This is a genomic window from Pseudomonas songnenensis, assembly GCF_003696315.1.
GTDB classification, from domain to species: Bacteria; Pseudomonadota; Gammaproteobacteria; order Pseudomonadales; family Pseudomonadaceae; genus Stutzerimonas; species Stutzerimonas songnenensis.
The window spans coordinates 99,828-115,218 of record NZ_RFFN01000001.1 but is presented as its reverse complement, the minus strand read 5'-3'; the positions used below and the strand labels follow the sequence as shown (position 1 = coordinate 115,218).

Genomic DNA, 15,391 nt, shown 5'->3' with positions numbered 1-15,391 from the left:
GCTAAGCGCCCGTCCGGATTAAATATTTTCCAGGTCGCGCTTGACAGGCAAAAGCCAAATCCGTCTAATAGCGCCCCGTTGCCCAGGTAGCTCAGTCGGTAGAGCAGGGGATTGAAAATCCCCGTGTCGGCGGTTCGATTCCGTCCCTGGGCACCACCTTTCGTTTTCAGGTGGTGTCAGCATCACCCGAAAGCCCACAAGAAGCCCGCCCCGTGCGGGTTTTTTGTTGCCTGCAATTCAGCCGAATCGGCAGGTACAGCCAGCGGGATTTAGCCCAGCAGCTGCGCCCCAGGGGCCCGACGTAACCATCTGAGACCTGGCTCCGGTTCGGCCGGTGAGCAGCCTGTTACCCTCGCCCGCCCCAACCGAAGCGATCGCTCTCATGCTGCGCTGTGTATTCGTCGCCCTGCTGCTCACCGTCCTGCCCGCGTCCGCGCAAACAACCGACTGCCGGGTGATCGGCATCGCCGATGGCAACATCTTCAGTTGCCGTACCGCCGAGGGCGATCGGCTCAGGGTGCGGATGGCCGAGATCGATGCACCGGAGCTCAAGCAGCCGTATGGCGCCCAGGCCCGTCAGGCGCTTTCCGGCTATGTGTTCGGCAAGAACGTCCAGCTCACGGTCCAGGGTCGCGACGACCAGGGGCGAACCCTGGCTCGTGTCAGGGCCGGGGACACAGACATCAACGCCGAGATGGTCCGCACCGGCACTGCCTGGGCATATCGCGCGCAACTGAAAGACCGCAGCCTGCTCGATCTCGAGGCGGTTGCCCGGGAGTTCAAGCGGGGCCTCTGGGCGTTGCACAAGACCGAGCAGCAACCGCCATGGGAATGGCGCAAGGAGATGCGCAGCGCCAGGCGCTAGACAACCCGCACCTCGCAAACCGCCGCAGCCCGCAGACTGACCCCGATCCATTCGACCCGCGACGCCGTCACCAAGGTCGCGCAGCGACGCCCGACGCGCTAGCCTGAAGTTCACGGACGGAGCGCACCTGCTGCTGTCGCCGCGCCGGGAGCCTCGACCATGGCCATACGCCGAATTGCACTCTGGATGGCGCTAGCCCTAACAGTCGGCGACAGCCATGCCGAACAGCTGCGCTTCGTCACCGAGGACTTCCCGCCATTCACCTACGCAGCGACGCGAACGGCTGACGACAGCAGGGCCGCCGGGCCCTTCGTCGAGATCGTCGAAGCCGTCTGCGCGCGGATGGGTATCGACTGCCCGATCCAGCTGATGCCCTGGCGTCGTGCGCTGGCTCTGGCCGAGGCGGGCGAGGTGGACGGCATTTTCACCGTGATCCGCTCGCCGGAGCGCGAACGCGCCTTCCGCCTCACCCGCATGTTGGCCACCTCGCGCTATGGCGTGTATGCACGCGGCGCCAGCGGCTTCGTGTTTCATCGCGCACAAGACCTGGCTGGCCGCACCGTTGCGGTGTACGGCCCGTCCGGTACCTCGTTCGTATTGAGCGAACATCTTGCCCAGGTGGACGACGTGCAGATGATTCTGGAGTCGGACAACCGCCGCCTGATGCGCATGCTGCAGGCCGGACGCTTTGGCGGGCAGGGCGTGGCGGTGGTCAACCAGGACGTGGCCTGGCACCTGATCGAGCAGGAGCGGCTGGCGGATATCCACGAAGCGGGCGAGCTGCAAAGCGTTTCCTACGCCATCGGGCTTTCCCGCGCAGCAGTGAGCGAGACACGCTTCCAGCGTTTCGACGACGCCCTGGAGGCACTGATCGGTGACGGCAGCATCGCGCGCATCCTGCGCCGACACGGTTTGCAGCCCGCCTTCTAGCGGCGACTTCCGGCCGGATCTACCTTCCATCGCATCTTTTCGCTGAATCATTCGGCGCTTCAGGCCGTCTACCCAAAAGGCAGCGTTCGGGCAATCCGGAGGTTTCGCCGCGTACATCCCGCTCATCACCCGCGCAAACGGAGGCTGACCGCCCATGGACGCCGCTAGGAAATTGCCCAAGGCCATCATCCTGTTTCCCGTGTTCATTCCCGCCGTCGTGATCACCCTGCTGCTGGTGATCGGCACGGCGAGCAATCCGGAACTGGCCGGAGAGCTGTTCGACTCGGTGCTGGCCTACATCACCCGCACCTTCGGCTGGTTCTACATGCTGTCGGTGGCATTCTTCCTGGTGTTCATCGTCGGCATCGCCCTGACCAAGTGGGGCAACATCAAACTCGGGCCGGACCACTCCGAGCCGCAGTACAGCTTCCCTGCCTGGTTCGCCATGCTGTTTTCCGCCGGCTACGGCATCGCCCTGCTGTTCTTTGGCGTCGCCGAGCCGGTGCTGCACTACTCGACGCCGCCGGCCGGGGCGCCGGAGACGGTGGATGCCGCCAAGCAGGCCATGCAGATCGCCTTCTTCCACTGGGGCTTTCACATCTGGGGCATCTTCGGCATCGTCGGCCTGGCGCTGGCCTATTTCGCCTTTCGCCACGGCCTGCCGCTGTCGCTGCGCTCGGCGCTGTATCCGCTGATCGGCGAGCGCATTTACGGGCCGATCGGCCATTTCGTCGACGTGCTGGTGATCCTCGGCACGCTGTTCGGCATCGCCACCACGCTCGGCCTGTCGGTCACCCAGATCAATGCCGGCCTGAACTATCTGTGGGACGTACCGGTGGACATCACGGTGCAGGTGATCACCATCGCCATCATCACCTGCATGGCCATCGCCTCGGTGGTCGCCGGGCTCGACAAGGGCGTGAAGAACCTGTCGCTGCTCAACATCGTGTTGGCGACCGTGCTGATGCTGTTCGTGCTCGCCGTCGGCCCGACCATCTTCATCCTGGAGACCTTCCTGCAGAACACCGGCAGCTACCTGAACAACATCGTCGAGCGTACCTTCAACCTGCAGGCCTACAGCCGCAGCGACTGGATCGGCAACTGGACACTGTTCATCTTCGGCTGGACCATCTCCTGGTCGCCCTTCGTCGGCTTGTTCATCGCCAAGATCAGCCGTGGTCGGACCATCCGCCAGTTCGTCTTCGGCGTGATGATCGTGCCGACCATGTTCACCTTCTTCTGGTTCTCGGTGTTCGGCGACACGGCCCTGCACCTGATCATGGTCGAGGGGTACAACACGCTGATCCAGGATGTGCAGGCCGACCACGCGGTGGCGCTGTTCAAGCTGTTCGAGCTATTGCCCTGGACCACGCTGACCTCGATCCTCGCGGTGCTGCTGATCGTCACCTTCTTTGTCACCTCCTCGGACTCCGGCTCGCTGGTGATCGACTCCATCGCCGCCGGCGGCGCCATCCATACACCGACCTGGCAGCGCGTGTTCTGGGCGGTGATCGAAGGCGTGGTGGCCTCCGTGCTGCTGCTCGCCGGCGGCCTCAGCGCGCTGCAGACCATGGCCATCGCCGCCGGCCTGCCGTTCTGCATCCTGATGATGCTGATTGCCCTGGGCATGTGGCGGGCGCTGGTGATCGAGGGGCATCAGCTGAGCCTGCAGACCCACGTGCAGACCGCCAACCGACAGAGCGCAGCAGCCGGCCCGGGCGTGTGGAAGAAGCGCCTGGCCGGGCTGGTCACCTTTCCCAGCCGCGAGGAGGTGGAAGGTTTCATGGCCAGTACCGTGCTCAAGGGCATGCGCCGCGTGCAGCGTGGTCTGACCGAGCAGGGCTGGCCGGCCGAAGTGCAGATAGACGAAGCCAATTCGCGCCTGTATCTGGAGGTGATCAAGGACGACCAGCTCGACTTCGTCTACGAGATCCGCCTGATCAGCTATGCCATGCCGGCCTTCGCCCAGCCACAGAGCCCGGACGGCGACGAGCACTACTACCGCGCCGAGGTATTCCTGCGCCGTGGCGGGCAGTCCTATGACATCTATGGCTATGACCAGGCGGAGATCATCAGCGACATACTCGACCAGTTCGAGAAGTACCTGCACTTCCTGCACATCTCGCCCGGCAGCCTGCCGTGGAAGATGGACGAACACGACGAAATGCTTGGTAACGAATCGGAGCCGCCTAAGGTTGCGCCGCAGTAAGGGCCGCTCGACGGCGGCCGGCGCAGACGATAAGAAGTCGCCAGCGAAAACGGTGGTTGGCGACAGATGGCAGCTTTTCGAAACCCACAGCCCGCGCGCCTCGCTTTATCGGCGCTTGGCGCATGCCGCGGTGCATGCTAGGTTTGCGCCTCGCCAGGATGGCGAGCAGTTCGCGCGGAGCGCACCAACAGAATATCCGGACCCTGGCGGCCATCGCCGGTCTGAAAGAGGACCCTTCATGGCCGAGGCCATCCCTGCACTGGAAATCCGCAACCTGCACAAGCGCTACGGCGATCTGGAAGTTCTCAAAGGCATCTCGCTGACCGCTCGTGACGGCGATGTGATTTCCATCCTCGGCTCTTCAGGCTCCGGCAAGTCCACCTTCCTGCGCTGCATCAACCTTCTGGAAAACCCCCATGAGGGCGAGATCCTGGTGGCCGGCGAGCAGCTCAAGCTAAAGCGCGACAAGCAGGGTGACCTGGTCGCCGCCGACGGCAAGCAGCTCAACCGGATTCGCAGCGAGCTGGGCTTCGTGTTCCAGAACTTCAACCTCTGGCCGCACATGACCATCCTCGACAACATCATCGAGGCGCCGCGCCGCGTGCTGGGCCAGAGCAAGGCCGAAGCCACCGAGGTGGCCGAAGCCCTGCTGGCCAAGGTCGGCATCGCCGACAAGCGCCACGTCTACCCCAATCAGCTTTCCGGTGGCCAGCAGCAGCGCGCGGCGATCGCCCGCACGCTGGCGATGCAGCCCAAGGTGATCCTGTTCGACGAGCCCACCTCGGCGCTGGACCCGGAAATGGTACAAGAAGTGCTTGCAGTGATCCGGTCGCTCGCCGAGGAAGGCCGGACTATGCTGCTCGTCACCCACGAAATGAATTTCGCCAAGCAGGTATCCAGCGAAGTGGTGTTCCTCCACCAGGGTCTGGTCGAGGAGCAGGGAACGCCCGAGCAGGTATTTGACAATCCTCAATCGGCGCGCTGTAAACAATTCATGTCCAGCCATCGCTAAATGGAGCAACACCGCATGAAGAGCTATAAGAAGATCCTGCTGACCGCTGCTGCCTCGCTGATCATCGGCACCCAGGCATTCGCGGCGGAAAAACTACGGATTGGTACCGAAGGCGCCTACCCACCCTTCAACCTGATCGACGCCAGCGGCAAGGTGGTCGGCTTCGACCTGGATATCTCCCACGCGCTGTGCGCCAAGATGAAGGTCGAGTGCGAGGTGGTTACCTCCGACTGGGACGGCATCATCCCGGCGCTGAACGCCGGCAAGTTCGACTTCCTCGCCGCCTCCATGTCGGTCACCGAGGAACGCAAGAACGCCGTCGACTTCACCGACCATTACTACACCAACAAGCTGCAGTTCGTGGCGCCGAAGAACGTCGAGTTTCAGACTGACGAAGGCTATCTGAAAGGCAAGGTGATTGGTGCGCAGCGCGCGACCATCGCCGGTACCTGGCTGGAAGACAACCTGGATCGCGTCGTCGACATCAAGCTCTACGACACCCAGGAAAACGCCTATCTGGACCTGGCCTCAGGTCGCGTCGACGGCATCCTGGCCGACACCTTCGTGCAGTGGGAATGGCTCAAGAGCGATGCCGGCAAGAACTTCGAGTTCAAGGGCGAGCCGGTATTCGATGACGACAAGATCGCCATCGCCGTGCGCAAGGGCAACGATGAACTGCGCGAGCGGCTGAACAAGGCGCTAGCTGAAATCATCGCCGACGGCACCTACAAGCAGATCAACGACAAGTACTTCCCTTTCAGCATTTACTGATCCAACCGAACCGAAGCCCGATCGCCAGCCTGCTGGCCGATCGGGCTTCGGTGTTTGAGTTCCTATGATTCCTGACCTTCACGGATTCGGTCCGGCCTTGATCGCCGGCACCTGGATGACCATCCAGCTGGCCCTCGCCTCCCTGGCGCTGGGGCTGGTGCTCGGCCTGCTCGGCGCACTCGCCAAGACCTCACCCTACAGCGCGCTGCGCTGGCTGGGCGGCACCTACTCGACCATCGTGCGCGGCGTACCCGAGCTGCTCTGGGTGCTGCTGATCTATTTCGGCACCATCAGCATGATTCGCGGCATCGGCGAGCTGTTCGGCATCGAGAATCTCGCGCTCAGCCCGTTCGCCGCCGGCACCATTGCCCTGGGTCTGTGCTTTGGCGCCTACGCCACCGAAGTGTTCCGCGGCGCACTGCTAGCCATTCCCAAAGGCCACCGTGAAGCCGGCCTGGCACTGGGCCTGGGCAAACGGCGCATCTTTACCCGCCTGATCCTGCCGCAGATGTGGCGCCTGGCCCTGCCTGGCCTCGGCAACCTGTTCATGATCCTGATGAAGGACACCGCGCTGGTCTCGGTGATCGGCCTTGAGGAAATCATGCGTCGCTCGCAGATCGCGGTGACCGCCAGCAAGGAACCCTTCACCTTCTTCCTGGTGGCAGCCTTCATCTACCTGTGCCTGACCATCGTCGCCATGGTGGGCATGCACTTCCTTGAAAAACGTGCCGGCCGTGGCTTCGTGCGGAGCGCAGCATGACCTGGGAAATCTTCATCAAGTGGCTGCCAAGCTTCATCGACGGCGCCTGGCTGACCCTGCAACTGGTCGGCGTATCGGTGATCGCCGGTCTGATCGTCGCCGTGCCACTGGGCATCGCTCGTTCTTCCCGGCACCTAGCGGTGCGTGCATTGCCCTACGGCTACATCTTCTTCTTCCGCGGCACACCGCTGCTGGTCCAGCTGTTCCTGGTCTACTACGGCATGGCACAGTTCGACGTGGTGCGCCAGAGTGCGCTCTGGCCATACCTGCGTGACCCGTACTGGTGCGCCATCATCACCATGACGCTGCACACCGCGGCCTATATTGCCGAGATCATCCGCGGCGCGATCCAGAATGTGCCTCACGGCGAAATCGAAGCCGCCCGCGCGCTGGGCATGTCGCGCAGCCAGGCACTGCTGCACATCATCCTGCCGCGTGCCACACGCATCGGCCTGCCGGCCTACAGCAACGAAGTGATCCTGATGCTCAAGGCCAGCGCGCTGGCCAGCACCATCACCCTGCTGGAATTGACCGGCATGGCGCGCAAGATCGCCGCCCGCACCTACCTGCACGAGGAAATGTTCCTCACCGCCGGCCTGATCTATCTGCTGATCGCCTTCGTGCTGATGCAGGGCTTCAAACTGCTGGAGCGCTGGCTGCGGGTCGACGCCTGCCAGGGACGCTGATTCCCGCACTGCCTCCTTGCGCAAGGAGGCAGTCACCCTTTGACCGCTCCGGCTGAATCCCGCCCTCACTCTGCGGTCAGACGCAAACCCGAACCCTTACGAGATTCCCCATGCCTGTCGATATCCAACGCATCGAAATGAACCAGCTCGCCTGCTGGCGAGTACGCCGCGGTGAGGACGAACTGCTGATCGCCGAACAGGGCGCGCAGATCCTCAGCTATCGCCAGGGCGATGCGCCGCCGATCATCTGGCTCAGCGAGGAGGCCGCCTTCGAACAAGGCCAATCGGTACGGGGAGGCGTACCCGTGTGCTGGCCATGGTTCGGCGATCTGGCGCGCAACCCACAAGAGGTCCGGGCGAGCTACCACGGCGAGCAACCCGCACCCTTCCACGGCCTGGTACGCGCCCTGCCCTGGCAACTGCGGGAGCAGCGCGGCGAAGGCGATACGGCGATTCTCGAGTTCCACTGCCCGCAGGCGCTCGGCGCACTGCCGGGCTGGCCGCACCGGGTCGAACTGACGCTGCAGATCCGCCTGACCGACGAGCTGGAGCTCAGCCTCAGCAGCCGCAACGTCGGTACGGAGGCAGTCACCATCAGCCAGGCCCTGCACAGCTACTTCGCTGTCAGCGACATCCATCAGATCCGCGCCGAAGGCCTGGCCAGCTGCCCTTACATCGATACGCTGCTGGATTGGGAGCAGCGCCAGCAGCAGGACGGCGACCTGGCGTTCAACGGCGAAACCGACCGCATCTACTTGCAGCTCCCGACGACCCTGAAGCTCATCGACCCGGCATGGAAACGCAGCATCCGGCTGACCACCCGCGGCTCGCGCTCCGCGGTGCTGTGGAACCCCTGGATCGACAAGGCCAAGCGCCTGTCGAGCTTCGCCGACGACGCCTGGCAGCGCATGGCCTGCATCGAGACAGCCAACGTACTGGACGACGTGGTGGTCTTGCAGCCAGGCCAGCAGCACCTGTTGGGCGTGTCAGTCACCGCAATCCCCGCGCACTGAATAGCCGCCGCGTCGGCTATAACAGCACCAATCATCTGTCTGTGATCGAGTAGATAGTTGCATGTAAGTGATGACTTACATGCAACTGGTTTATTTCGCACAAGTTTAAATAGATCGCAGACGCAACTTTCCCGGCACTTTTGAATTAGTTCCGTCGTTTGCCGGCTAATATTTCCCACTGCAACAGAGATCACACTTCTCGCCTTGAATGAGGCATACCCCCCGTCTAGGATGCCCACCCCATAAGGCCCTGTGCAATTTGTTGCGCAGGGGAAGGTGCGCAAGAAGTTGCGCACCTCCTTTCTCGGAAACATGCCGCTCTTAAATATTCGGCTGTTTCAAAAGTTCATGGATCGAACTTGAGCGTCACGGAAGACACCCAATGCACGCCAGCGCACTCAGCAAGCATTATCTGGAACTTGCCAGAAAGCCGGTCAATGACAGCAATTTCCCTGGCAGTCAGGAAGGAGCGAAGTCATGACCAACAGTGGATCGGTCGCTTCCAAGCAAGTCAGCGAACTTTCTGACGGGCCGGAAGAAAAATACGTCTGTAACATTGAGTCAATCGAGGCGCACGATGACAGTTGCTCCCTGCGTGTCGGGGAACACTCAGCTACTCAAAGTGCCGATCAGAGCCTCGCCCGGCAAAATTCAGAACCGGCCGTTGATGCGCCGAGCCTTTGGCAAAGCAAAGACGCCAGTAGCACAGAGTTGGAAAAGCTGATCGGGCTACGCGACGCCTTGATTGCTCTGAAAGGACCCCACGGAAACATTTCAGCTTTTCGCGAGACGATCCAAAGACTGCTTGAGGATACCGGCAGCTAACCGCCCGTTCGGGCAAACATCCGTCCACAGATGACGCAGTAGAGCAATGCGGCTGCTGAGACGTTAAACCAGCTTAGTGTGGACAACCGTTCGGCAGCTGAACGCCGGCGGGCGATGAACGGACAGGGATTAAGCCGCGCGAAGTGACAAAATGACATCACAGCTGCGGGTGCAGCCCTTCCGATGATCAGAGTCACTTTTCATGTCCGCCAATCGCCGCTATTCCATCATCCTCGAGCACACCGGCCAGGTCCTGCTCGAGCAGGCCTCACTTGAGCAGGTCGAGGCGTTCTGGGACGCCAATGACGAAACCTATTTCGGCCTGCGTATCGAGGACGCCCAGAGCGAACACGCACGCGTATACGTCACGGACGAGATTCCGGAAGACGAAGAACTCGCCCTGTCCTGATCGCCAGCACTGCTCCGCTTTCGCGCCCCGCCTGAGGACGAGTTCGGCATAATCGTCTGCCCGACCGCGGAGCAACGGCCATGCAGATCGACGAAGAGCTGACCCTGAAGAAGCTGGAAGTGTTTCTGGCCTTCATGCGCAGCGGCAATCTGGGTAAGGCGGCGGTCGAGCTGAACACCAGCAACGTCAGCGTGCACCGCGCCATCCATTCCCTGGAAAGCGCGCTGCGCTGCCCGTTGTTCAAGCACGAGGGGCGCAACCTGATTCCGCTGGAGAGCGCCTACGTGCTCGAAGAGCGCGCCCAGCAGCTGGTCAAGGACGTGCTCGAGACGGTGCGCCAGACCCGCGAGGCCGCCGGCTTCTCGGCCGAGCGCTTCAAGCTCGGTGCGCTGTATTCGCTAACGGTGAAAACCGTGCCGCAGCTGATCATGGGCCTGAAGCTGCGCCGCAGCGAACTCAACATCGACCTGATCCTCGGCTCCAACGTCGACCTGCTCTACAAGCTGAAGAACATGGAGCTCGACGCAATCTTGGTGTCGCTCAACGAGAGCGTGGCCGACCCGGACTGCGCCCAGGTGCAGCTGTTTTCCGATGACATCTTCCTCGCCGCGCCTGCCGACTCGCCCTTCGCCAACCAGAGCGAGGTGGATCTCAGCAATCTGCGTGACGCCACATTCATCACCCTGTCGCAGGGCTTCGCCACCCATCAGGACGGCAACCGGGTGTTCCAGCAGGCGGGCTTCGAACCGAAGGTGGCGATGCAGGTTAACGACATCTTCACCCTGCTCAGCATGGTCAATTCCGGGGTCGGTTACGCGCTGCTGCCGGGGCGCGTGGGCATGGTCTACGAATCACGGGTGCGGCTGATCCCGCTGCAGGCGCGCTACCGGCTGCAGCAGCATATCGGCGTGGTGTTCCTCAAGGCCAAGGAACGCGACCCCAACCTGCTGGCGCTGCTCGCCGAATGCCGGATGTATGCGCGGCGTGCGCTGGAGCAGGGCGAGGGTGCCAAGCCTGAAACGCCGTAGGGTTTAAAACCCGCGCGACGGTTTTCCACGCGTCAGCCAGCCGGAACGGGATGATCGGCGCCGCAGCGGTGGAAGAGGCTTGGCCGTCTTCCACCCTACGACCGCTGTATTGGGCGACGTAGGGTGGATAACGCGGAGCTTGCCCACACAGCCTTTCGCAACGCCACAGGATTACGATGACGCCAATGCCCCCACATGGCCAATCAACGCAGGGCCGGAACGCACAAGCCTGCACCCGACGTGAAGCCAGCCACATCGTGGGTGCAGAGCCGGCGCGCAAAGGTGGAAGAGGTCGCCGTCTTCCACCCTACAACTGCATGACTAGGCGACGGCTGTCTGCCCGGACGCGACCGGAGCCGGGCGGCCCAGGCTTTGCGCCACCACGTCACCGACCATATCCGCGGTGATCGCGCTCAGCGTCCAGCCCAGGTGCCCGTGGCCGGTGTTGTAGAACACGCACGGCGAGCTGCCGCGGCCAACCTTGGGCATCATGTTCGGCATCATCGGCCGCAGGCCGGCCCAAGGCACCACGCTGCGGGTGTTGACGCCTGGGAAGCACTGGTTGACCCAGTCCACCAGCGGGCGGATGCGATCGGCACGGATGTCACGGTTGTAGCCGTTGAACTCGGCGGTGCCGGCGACGCGGAAGCGATCGTCACCGAGGCGGCTGCTGACCAGCTTGGTCTCGTCGTCGAGCAGGCTGACGATGGGAGCCGAGGCGCGGCTGACTTCGTCGGTCAGGTTGACGGTGATCGAGTAGCCCTTGACCGGATAGATGTTGACGCGGTCGCCGAGCTGCGCGGCCAGTCCACGGCTGGCAGTGCCGGCGCAGATCACCAGGCCATCGAACTCCAGGCGCTCGCCACCGGCAACGCCGCCCAGCGTCACGGTTGCGCGCTTGCCGTCAGTGGCCACCGCCTGCACGTCCTCGCCATACAAACAACGCACCCCAAGCCGCTCGATCGCCGTGGCCAGGCCATGGGTGAACTTGTGGATGTCGCCGGTGGAATCGCACTCGGTGAAGTAGCCACCGTAATAGCTGCCGGCCAGGGTCGGCTCGATGGCGCGCATCTCCTCGGGCGTCACGCTGCGCCGCGGCAGACCGCCTTCGGCAAGCAGGCGGGAAACCAGCCCGGCATGCTCGAAGCCGGCCTTGTCACGGTAGATGTGCAGGATGCCTTTCTTTTTCAGGTCGAAGTCGATGCCTTCCTCGTCAGCCCAGGCGAACAGATGCTCGCGCGCGGCGATGGCCAGGCGCGCGGTCTCGACGGTGTTCTTGCGGTAATTGGGGATCGAGCCGATGAACTCGGCAAACCAGGAGAGCTTGTGCCAGCTTGGCTTGGGATTGACCAGCAGCGGCGCATCGCTCTTGAGCATCCACTTGAGACCCTTGACGATGGTCGACCAGTGGTTCCAGACCTCGGCATTGGAGGCCGACAGCTGGCCGCCGTTGGCGAACGAGGTTTCCATCGCCGCGTAGCGGTGCTTTTCCAGCAGGGTGACCGAGAAGCCGCGCTTGGCCAGGGCATAGGCGGTGGTGACGCCGGTGATGCCGCCACCGATGACTGCGATTGTTTTCATTGTTGTCGCTCCAGAACGTCGAGGGGTCATAGCCCGTGCGCCCAACGCGCGGCGGGCGCCCCCTCTGTTCTGGACCTGAGAGATTCACGAGCGCATGACGGCTCGCTTGCTCCTTCGGTGCGCCCGGCGACGAAAACCGGTCGGCTCTTCAGAGTGTCAGCAGTGATAGCGGTCCTTTTGCCTGAGAGTTTCCGGGGCGGTTGCTCCTTCGGCGCTGCCATGCGGCAGTCTCTCCCGCAATCACATCGATTCGTGTCAGCGCCGGTTGCGGCATTCTGTCGCGATTCGAAGCCTACCCTGCCAGAAAACGCGACCGCTGTAACCCCCACATTCGCATGACGCGGACGGGAGGCTCTCGCCGCCCGTGAAGCACTCCGCTGAACAGGGCTCGCCTTGAGCGGCCGGACCGGGGCCGGCCGCTCATGAACGCAGCGGTCAGCCCAACAATCCGCGCATGACGAAGAACAGCAGCGATGGCCCGAGCAGGCAGCCCAGCGCGGTGTAGAACGCCGCGGTCAGGCAACCGTAGGGCACCAGCTTCGGATCGGTGGCTGCCAGGCCGCCGGCCACGCCGCTGGAGGTGCCGATCAGGCCGCCGAAGATCACCGCCGAGCGCGGGTTGTTCAGCCCGATGTAAGGCGCGACGAAGGGCGTGGCGACCATCACCACGATCGCCTTGACCAGCCCCGCGGCGATGGACAGCGCCATCACTTCCGAGCTGGCGCCGATGGCTGCGCCGGTGACCGGGCCGACGATGTAGGTCACAGCGCCCGTGCCGATGGTTGTCAGGCTGACGGCATCGGTGTAGCCGAATGCGAAAGCGACCGCCACGCCCGCCACGAACGAGGCGAGTACACCGATGAACAGCGCGAGCACGCCGACCATCCCGGCCCGTTTGAGCTCGTCGACACTGACACCGAAGCCGGTGGCGACGATGGCAAAGTCACGCAGCATCGCCCCGCCAAGCAGTCCGATGCCGGAGAACAGCGCGATATCCACCAGGCCCTTCTGCCCGCCGGTTACCACGCCGCCGATGTACGACAGCAGGAGGCCGATCAGGATGGCCACCGCCGAGCCATGCAGGCGGCCCTTTGTGAGCTTGTCCGACAGCCAGTAGGAGATCCACATGGTCGCGCCGATGATGGCGAAGCCGCTGATCAGGCCGTAGCCAGTGATCACTTTCATGAGAGATTCGTACATGGCCGTTACCCCCGTCCACTGCTGGTGAGCGGCTTGACTGGATCCGCCGGCAGTGTCGGGTCGGCCTCAAGCTTTTTTCGACCGATCCGATCGAGCACCGGGACCAGCATGAAGGCCAGCGCGACCGCAGCGACGCCGGCAAGAATCGCCATTGGTCCGCCGGCAAGTGCGCCGTAAACGTTCTGCTGCGCGGCCATGGCGACCACGATGGGGATGTACACGGCGCTCCAGAACTTGATGCCCTGCTCGGACTCCGGATTGAACAGGCCGCGTTTTTTCAGATAGCTGCCGATGAGGATCAGCAGCACCATGGCGATACCCACGCCGCCGACGTTGGCCGGCACGCCGATCGCCTTGCCGAGCAGCTCACCGACAAAGATGCCGGTGAGGGTACACAAGGCCAGAAAGGCCACACCAAAGATGATCATTGTTCTTGTCCTTTTGGTTGCGCTGCAGCTTGCAGAGGGCTGAGCGCGTGTTGTCGAGGTAGTTGTTTTTATCCATCGATCAGCCGGCGAGGTAAGGCTTGCTCGCGCTGAGTGTGCACGCGGTCTATCGGCTCTGGCTGCCCTCCTGACGCAGCAAGGCGTCCAGTGTGTCCAGCCGGGCACCGTCGAAAGCGACCAGCGTACCCTGTTCGAAAACCCGCCGTGCCAGGCCGGTCAGCACCTGGCCCGGCGGCAGTTCGATATGCAAACGCACGCCACGTTCGTAGGCGGTGCGCAGGGTGCCGTGCCAGTCGACGACGCGGCACATGTTGAAGGCCAGGTCGTCGCGCAGACGCTCGGCGTCGAATAGCGGACGCGCCGAGGAGCCGCTGAGGTAGCGAATCCGCGGTGCACGCACCTCCACCTCGGCGAAGGCATCCGCCAGCCGCTGTGCCGGCTGCTCGAGCAACGCGCAATGCGAGGGCACGCTCATCGCCAGGCGCCGCGCGCAGGAGGCGCCCAGCGCCTTGGCCCGCGCCGCGACCGTGGCCATGGCAGCGTCGCTGCCGGCGATGACGATCTGGTTGTCGGCGTTGATGTTGCCCAGGTGAACCGGACCCTCGGCTTCGGCCAGCAGCGACTCGACCGTGCCCAGCGCCAGGCCGAGGATGGCAGTCATGCCGTAGCCCTCGGGATAGGCTTGCTGCATCAGCTCGCCGCGCAGGGCGACCAGGCGCAGGGCGTCGGCGAACGTCAGCGACTCGGCGACAACCGCCGCGGCATAGGCACCGATGGACAGCCCGGCGACGTAGTCTGGCCGCTGGCCATCGCGCATCAGCAGGCGCGCTCCGGCGACACCGGCGATCAGCAGGCAGAGCTGCACAGCGCGGGTCGAACGCAGCGCCTCGGCCGAATCGAGCAGCAGCGCATCCTCGCCGAGCGCGGCACTGGCCTCGGCCAGGGTCGCGGCGACTTCCGGCGCCTCGGGCAGCCGTTGCAACATGCCAGGCTTTTGCGCGCCCTGACCGGGAAAGGCGAACAGGCTGCTCATGCGGCACGCTCCGTAGCCCAGGGATCGCTCACCAGCCGCGGTCCTTCGGCGGTCTTGACCAGCACCCGTGCGGCGCCACCGGCCCATTCGCCGAGCGCCACACCGCCCAGCGGGGTTTCCAGTTGCAGGTCGACGCGGCAGGCGCGGCGTTCCAGCAGCTGCAGCAACGGGCGCGCCTCGCTACGCGGCAGTGGGCGCTCGGTTCTGAGCAGCAGGTCCAGATCGCTGTCCGGATGCGCCGTCGGCAGCCCGGTGGCGAGCTGGAAGCCGGCCGAGCCGGTGACACCCCAGGCGTAGCCCAGCGCATCGAGCAAGGGGCGTAGCTCGGCCAGCACGCGGAACACCGGCAGATCCTCGCTGGCCTGACGAGCCAGCAGTGCTTCCGGCGCGACCCGATGACTGATCGCTTCGATCGGCATCAGCGCGGCCAGGCGCTGGTCTCGCGTCGCCCCCCGCAACCCGACCGCAACCAGGCCGGCAGCCACACGCGCACGCCGCACCACCACCGGCTGGCCGGCGGCGAGCACGGCAACCGCCCAGGCGGGCGCATCGGCCGGCAGCTGTGCTGGAGTCATACCCCAGAGCAGGTCGTGGGGGCGAGGTGTGTCGTGCATCTACAGCCT

The 15,391-nt window shown here is 63.8% G+C and carries 16 protein-coding genes, 1 tRNA gene and 1 riboswitch; of the genes, 12 read left to right on the top strand and 5 right to left on the bottom strand.

What is annotated here, in order from left to right:
• The first annotated feature begins 80 nt into the window (after positions 1-80).
• The 12 genes from EA798_RS00585 (at position 81) to EA798_RS00530 (ending at position 10,508) form a co-directional block, all read left to right on the top strand.
• Positions 81-156, top strand: a tRNA-Phe gene (locus EA798_RS00585).
• Positions 157-382: 226 nt separating this feature from the next.
• Positions 383-865, top strand: a complete 483-nt coding sequence (locus tag EA798_RS00580; protein WP_122097709.1) for a thermonuclease family protein — start codon at positions 383-385, stop codon at positions 863-865.
• A gap of 186 nt (positions 866-1,051) precedes the next feature.
• Positions 1,052-1,795: a substrate-binding periplasmic protein gene (locus tag EA798_RS00575; protein WP_122098161.1), complete on the top strand. Its 744-nt coding sequence runs from the start codon at positions 1,052-1,054 to the stop codon at positions 1,793-1,795.
• 154 nt (positions 1,796-1,949) lie between these two features.
• Entirely contained in the window at positions 1,950-4,004 is a 2,055-nt protein-coding gene (locus EA798_RS00570; protein WP_122097708.1) for a BCCT family transporter, read from the top strand.
• Positions 4,005-4,242: 238 nt separating this feature from the next.
• Complete coding sequence (locus EA798_RS00565; RefSeq protein ID WP_003281313.1) at positions 4,243-5,016, top strand: ABC transporter ATP-binding protein; 774 nt, start codon at positions 4,243-4,245, stop codon at positions 5,014-5,016.
• 15 nt (positions 5,017-5,031) lie between these two features.
• Positions 5,032-5,787 carry an ABC transporter substrate-binding protein gene (locus tag EA798_RS00560; RefSeq protein ID WP_015275161.1) on the top strand — a complete coding sequence of 252 codons (756 nt, stop codon included), beginning with the start codon at positions 5,032-5,034 and terminating at the stop codon, positions 5,785-5,787.
• A gap of 64 nt (positions 5,788-5,851) precedes the next feature.
• Positions 5,852-6,547 (top strand): ABC transporter permease, encoded by a 696-nt coding sequence (locus tag EA798_RS00555; RefSeq protein WP_003281309.1) that lies wholly within the window; start codon positions 5,852-5,854, stop codon positions 6,545-6,547.
• Positions 6,544-7,233 (top strand): ABC transporter permease, encoded by a 690-nt coding sequence (locus EA798_RS00550; protein ID WP_106157182.1) that lies wholly within the window; start codon positions 6,544-6,546, stop codon positions 7,231-7,233. Before EA798_RS00555 ends, EA798_RS00550 begins: the two co-directional genes overlap by 4 nt.
• A gap of 110 nt (positions 7,234-7,343) precedes the next feature.
• Complete coding sequence (locus EA798_RS00545) at positions 7,344-8,246, top strand: D-hexose-6-phosphate mutarotase (protein ID WP_122097707.1); 903 nt, start codon at positions 7,344-7,346, stop codon at positions 8,244-8,246.
• Between the two features lie 477 nt (positions 8,247-8,723).
• The gene (locus tag EA798_RS20850) at positions 8,724-9,071 is read left to right on the top strand and encodes a type VI secretion system contractile sheath small subunit (protein WP_122097706.1); all 348 of its coding nucleotides are present in this window, start codon (positions 8,724-8,726) and stop codon (positions 9,069-9,071) included.
• A 202-nt stretch (positions 9,072-9,273) separates the two neighbouring features.
• Entirely contained in the window at positions 9,274-9,480 is a 207-nt protein-coding gene (locus EA798_RS00535) for a hypothetical protein (protein ID WP_122097705.1), read from the top strand.
• Positions 9,481-9,560: 80 nt separating this feature from the next.
• Positions 9,561-10,508 (top strand): LysR family transcriptional regulator, encoded by a 948-nt coding sequence (locus EA798_RS00530; protein WP_122097704.1) that lies wholly within the window; start codon positions 9,561-9,563, stop codon positions 10,506-10,508.
• A 321-nt stretch (positions 10,509-10,829) separates the two neighbouring features.
• Here EA798_RS00530 and EA798_RS00525 read toward each other — a convergent pair whose 3' ends face one another.
• From EA798_RS00525 to EA798_RS00505, 5 genes are all read right to left on the bottom strand, one after another.
• Positions 10,830-12,089, bottom strand: a complete 1,260-nt coding sequence (locus tag EA798_RS00525; RefSeq protein ID WP_122097703.1) for a D-amino acid dehydrogenase — start codon at positions 12,087-12,089, stop codon at positions 10,830-10,832.
• Between the two features lie 159 nt (positions 12,090-12,248).
• A riboswitch (glycine riboswitch) is annotated at positions 12,249-12,336 on the bottom strand.
• Between the two features lie 188 nt (positions 12,337-12,524).
• Entirely contained in the window at positions 12,525-13,289 is a 765-nt protein-coding gene (gene madM / locus EA798_RS00520) for a malonate transporter subunit MadM (protein WP_058065382.1), read from the bottom strand.
• A gap of 5 nt (positions 13,290-13,294) precedes the next feature.
• Positions 13,295-13,717 carry a malonate transporter subunit MadL gene (madL, locus tag EA798_RS00515; RefSeq protein WP_003281894.1) on the bottom strand — a complete coding sequence of 141 codons (423 nt, stop codon included), beginning with the start codon at positions 13,715-13,717 and terminating at the stop codon, positions 13,295-13,297.
• 124 nt (positions 13,718-13,841) lie between these two features.
• A complete protein-coding gene (mdcH, locus tag EA798_RS00510) occupies positions 13,842-14,768 on the bottom strand; it encodes a malonate decarboxylase subunit epsilon (protein WP_122097702.1) in 927 nt (308 codons plus the stop codon).
• Positions 14,765-15,382 (bottom strand): malonate decarboxylase holo-ACP synthase, encoded by a 618-nt coding sequence (locus tag EA798_RS00505; RefSeq protein WP_122097701.1) that lies wholly within the window; start codon positions 15,380-15,382, stop codon positions 14,765-14,767. The genes mdcH and EA798_RS00505 overlap by 4 nt, the downstream gene beginning before the upstream one ends.
• Positions 15,383-15,391: the final 9 nt, after the last annotated feature.

Excerpts from the sequence above, each read along its gene's own strand:
- EA798_RS00580 (WP_122097709.1), top strand. The coding sequence starts at position 383 with ATGCTGCGCTGTGTATTCGTCGCCCTGCTGCTCACCGTCCTGCCCGCG.
- EA798_RS00575 (WP_122098161.1), top strand. The coding sequence starts at position 1,052 with ATGGCGCTAGCCCTAACAGTCGGCGACAGCCATGCCGAACAGCTGCGC.
- EA798_RS00570 (WP_122097708.1), top strand. The coding sequence starts at position 1,950 with ATGGACGCCGCTAGGAAATTGCCCAAGGCCATCATCCTGTTTCCCGTG.
- EA798_RS00565 (WP_003281313.1), top strand. The coding sequence starts at position 4,243 with ATGGCCGAGGCCATCCCTGCACTGGAAATCCGCAACCTGCACAAGCGC.
- EA798_RS00560 (WP_015275161.1), top strand. The coding sequence starts at position 5,032 with ATGAAGAGCTATAAGAAGATCCTGCTGACCGCTGCTGCCTCGCTGATC.
- EA798_RS00555 (WP_003281309.1), top strand. The coding sequence starts at position 5,852 with ATGATTCCTGACCTTCACGGATTCGGTCCGGCCTTGATCGCCGGCACC.
- EA798_RS00550 (WP_106157182.1), top strand. The coding sequence starts at position 6,544 with ATGACCTGGGAAATCTTCATCAAGTGGCTGCCAAGCTTCATCGACGGC.
- EA798_RS00545 (WP_122097707.1), top strand. The coding sequence starts at position 7,344 with ATGCCTGTCGATATCCAACGCATCGAAATGAACCAGCTCGCCTGCTGG.
- EA798_RS20850 (WP_122097706.1), top strand. The coding sequence starts at position 8,724 with ATGACCAACAGTGGATCGGTCGCTTCCAAGCAAGTCAGCGAACTTTCT.
- EA798_RS00535 (WP_122097705.1), top strand. The coding sequence starts at position 9,274 with ATGTCCGCCAATCGCCGCTATTCCATCATCCTCGAGCACACCGGCCAG.
- EA798_RS00530 (WP_122097704.1), top strand. The coding sequence starts at position 9,561 with ATGCAGATCGACGAAGAGCTGACCCTGAAGAAGCTGGAAGTGTTTCTG.
- EA798_RS00525 (WP_122097703.1), bottom strand. The coding sequence starts at position 12,089 with ATGAAAACAATCGCAGTCATCGGTGGCGGCATCACCGGCGTCACCACC.
- madM (WP_058065382.1), bottom strand. The coding sequence starts at position 13,289 with ATGTACGAATCTCTCATGAAAGTGATCACTGGCTACGGCCTGATCAGC.
- madL (WP_003281894.1), bottom strand. The coding sequence starts at position 13,717 with ATGATCATCTTTGGTGTGGCCTTTCTGGCCTTGTGTACCCTCACCGGC.
- mdcH (WP_122097702.1), bottom strand. The coding sequence starts at position 14,768 with ATGAGCAGCCTGTTCGCCTTTCCCGGTCAGGGCGCGCAAAAGCCTGGC.
- EA798_RS00505 (WP_122097701.1), bottom strand. The coding sequence starts at position 15,382 with ATGCACGACACACCTCGCCCCCACGACCTGCTCTGGGGTATGACTCCA.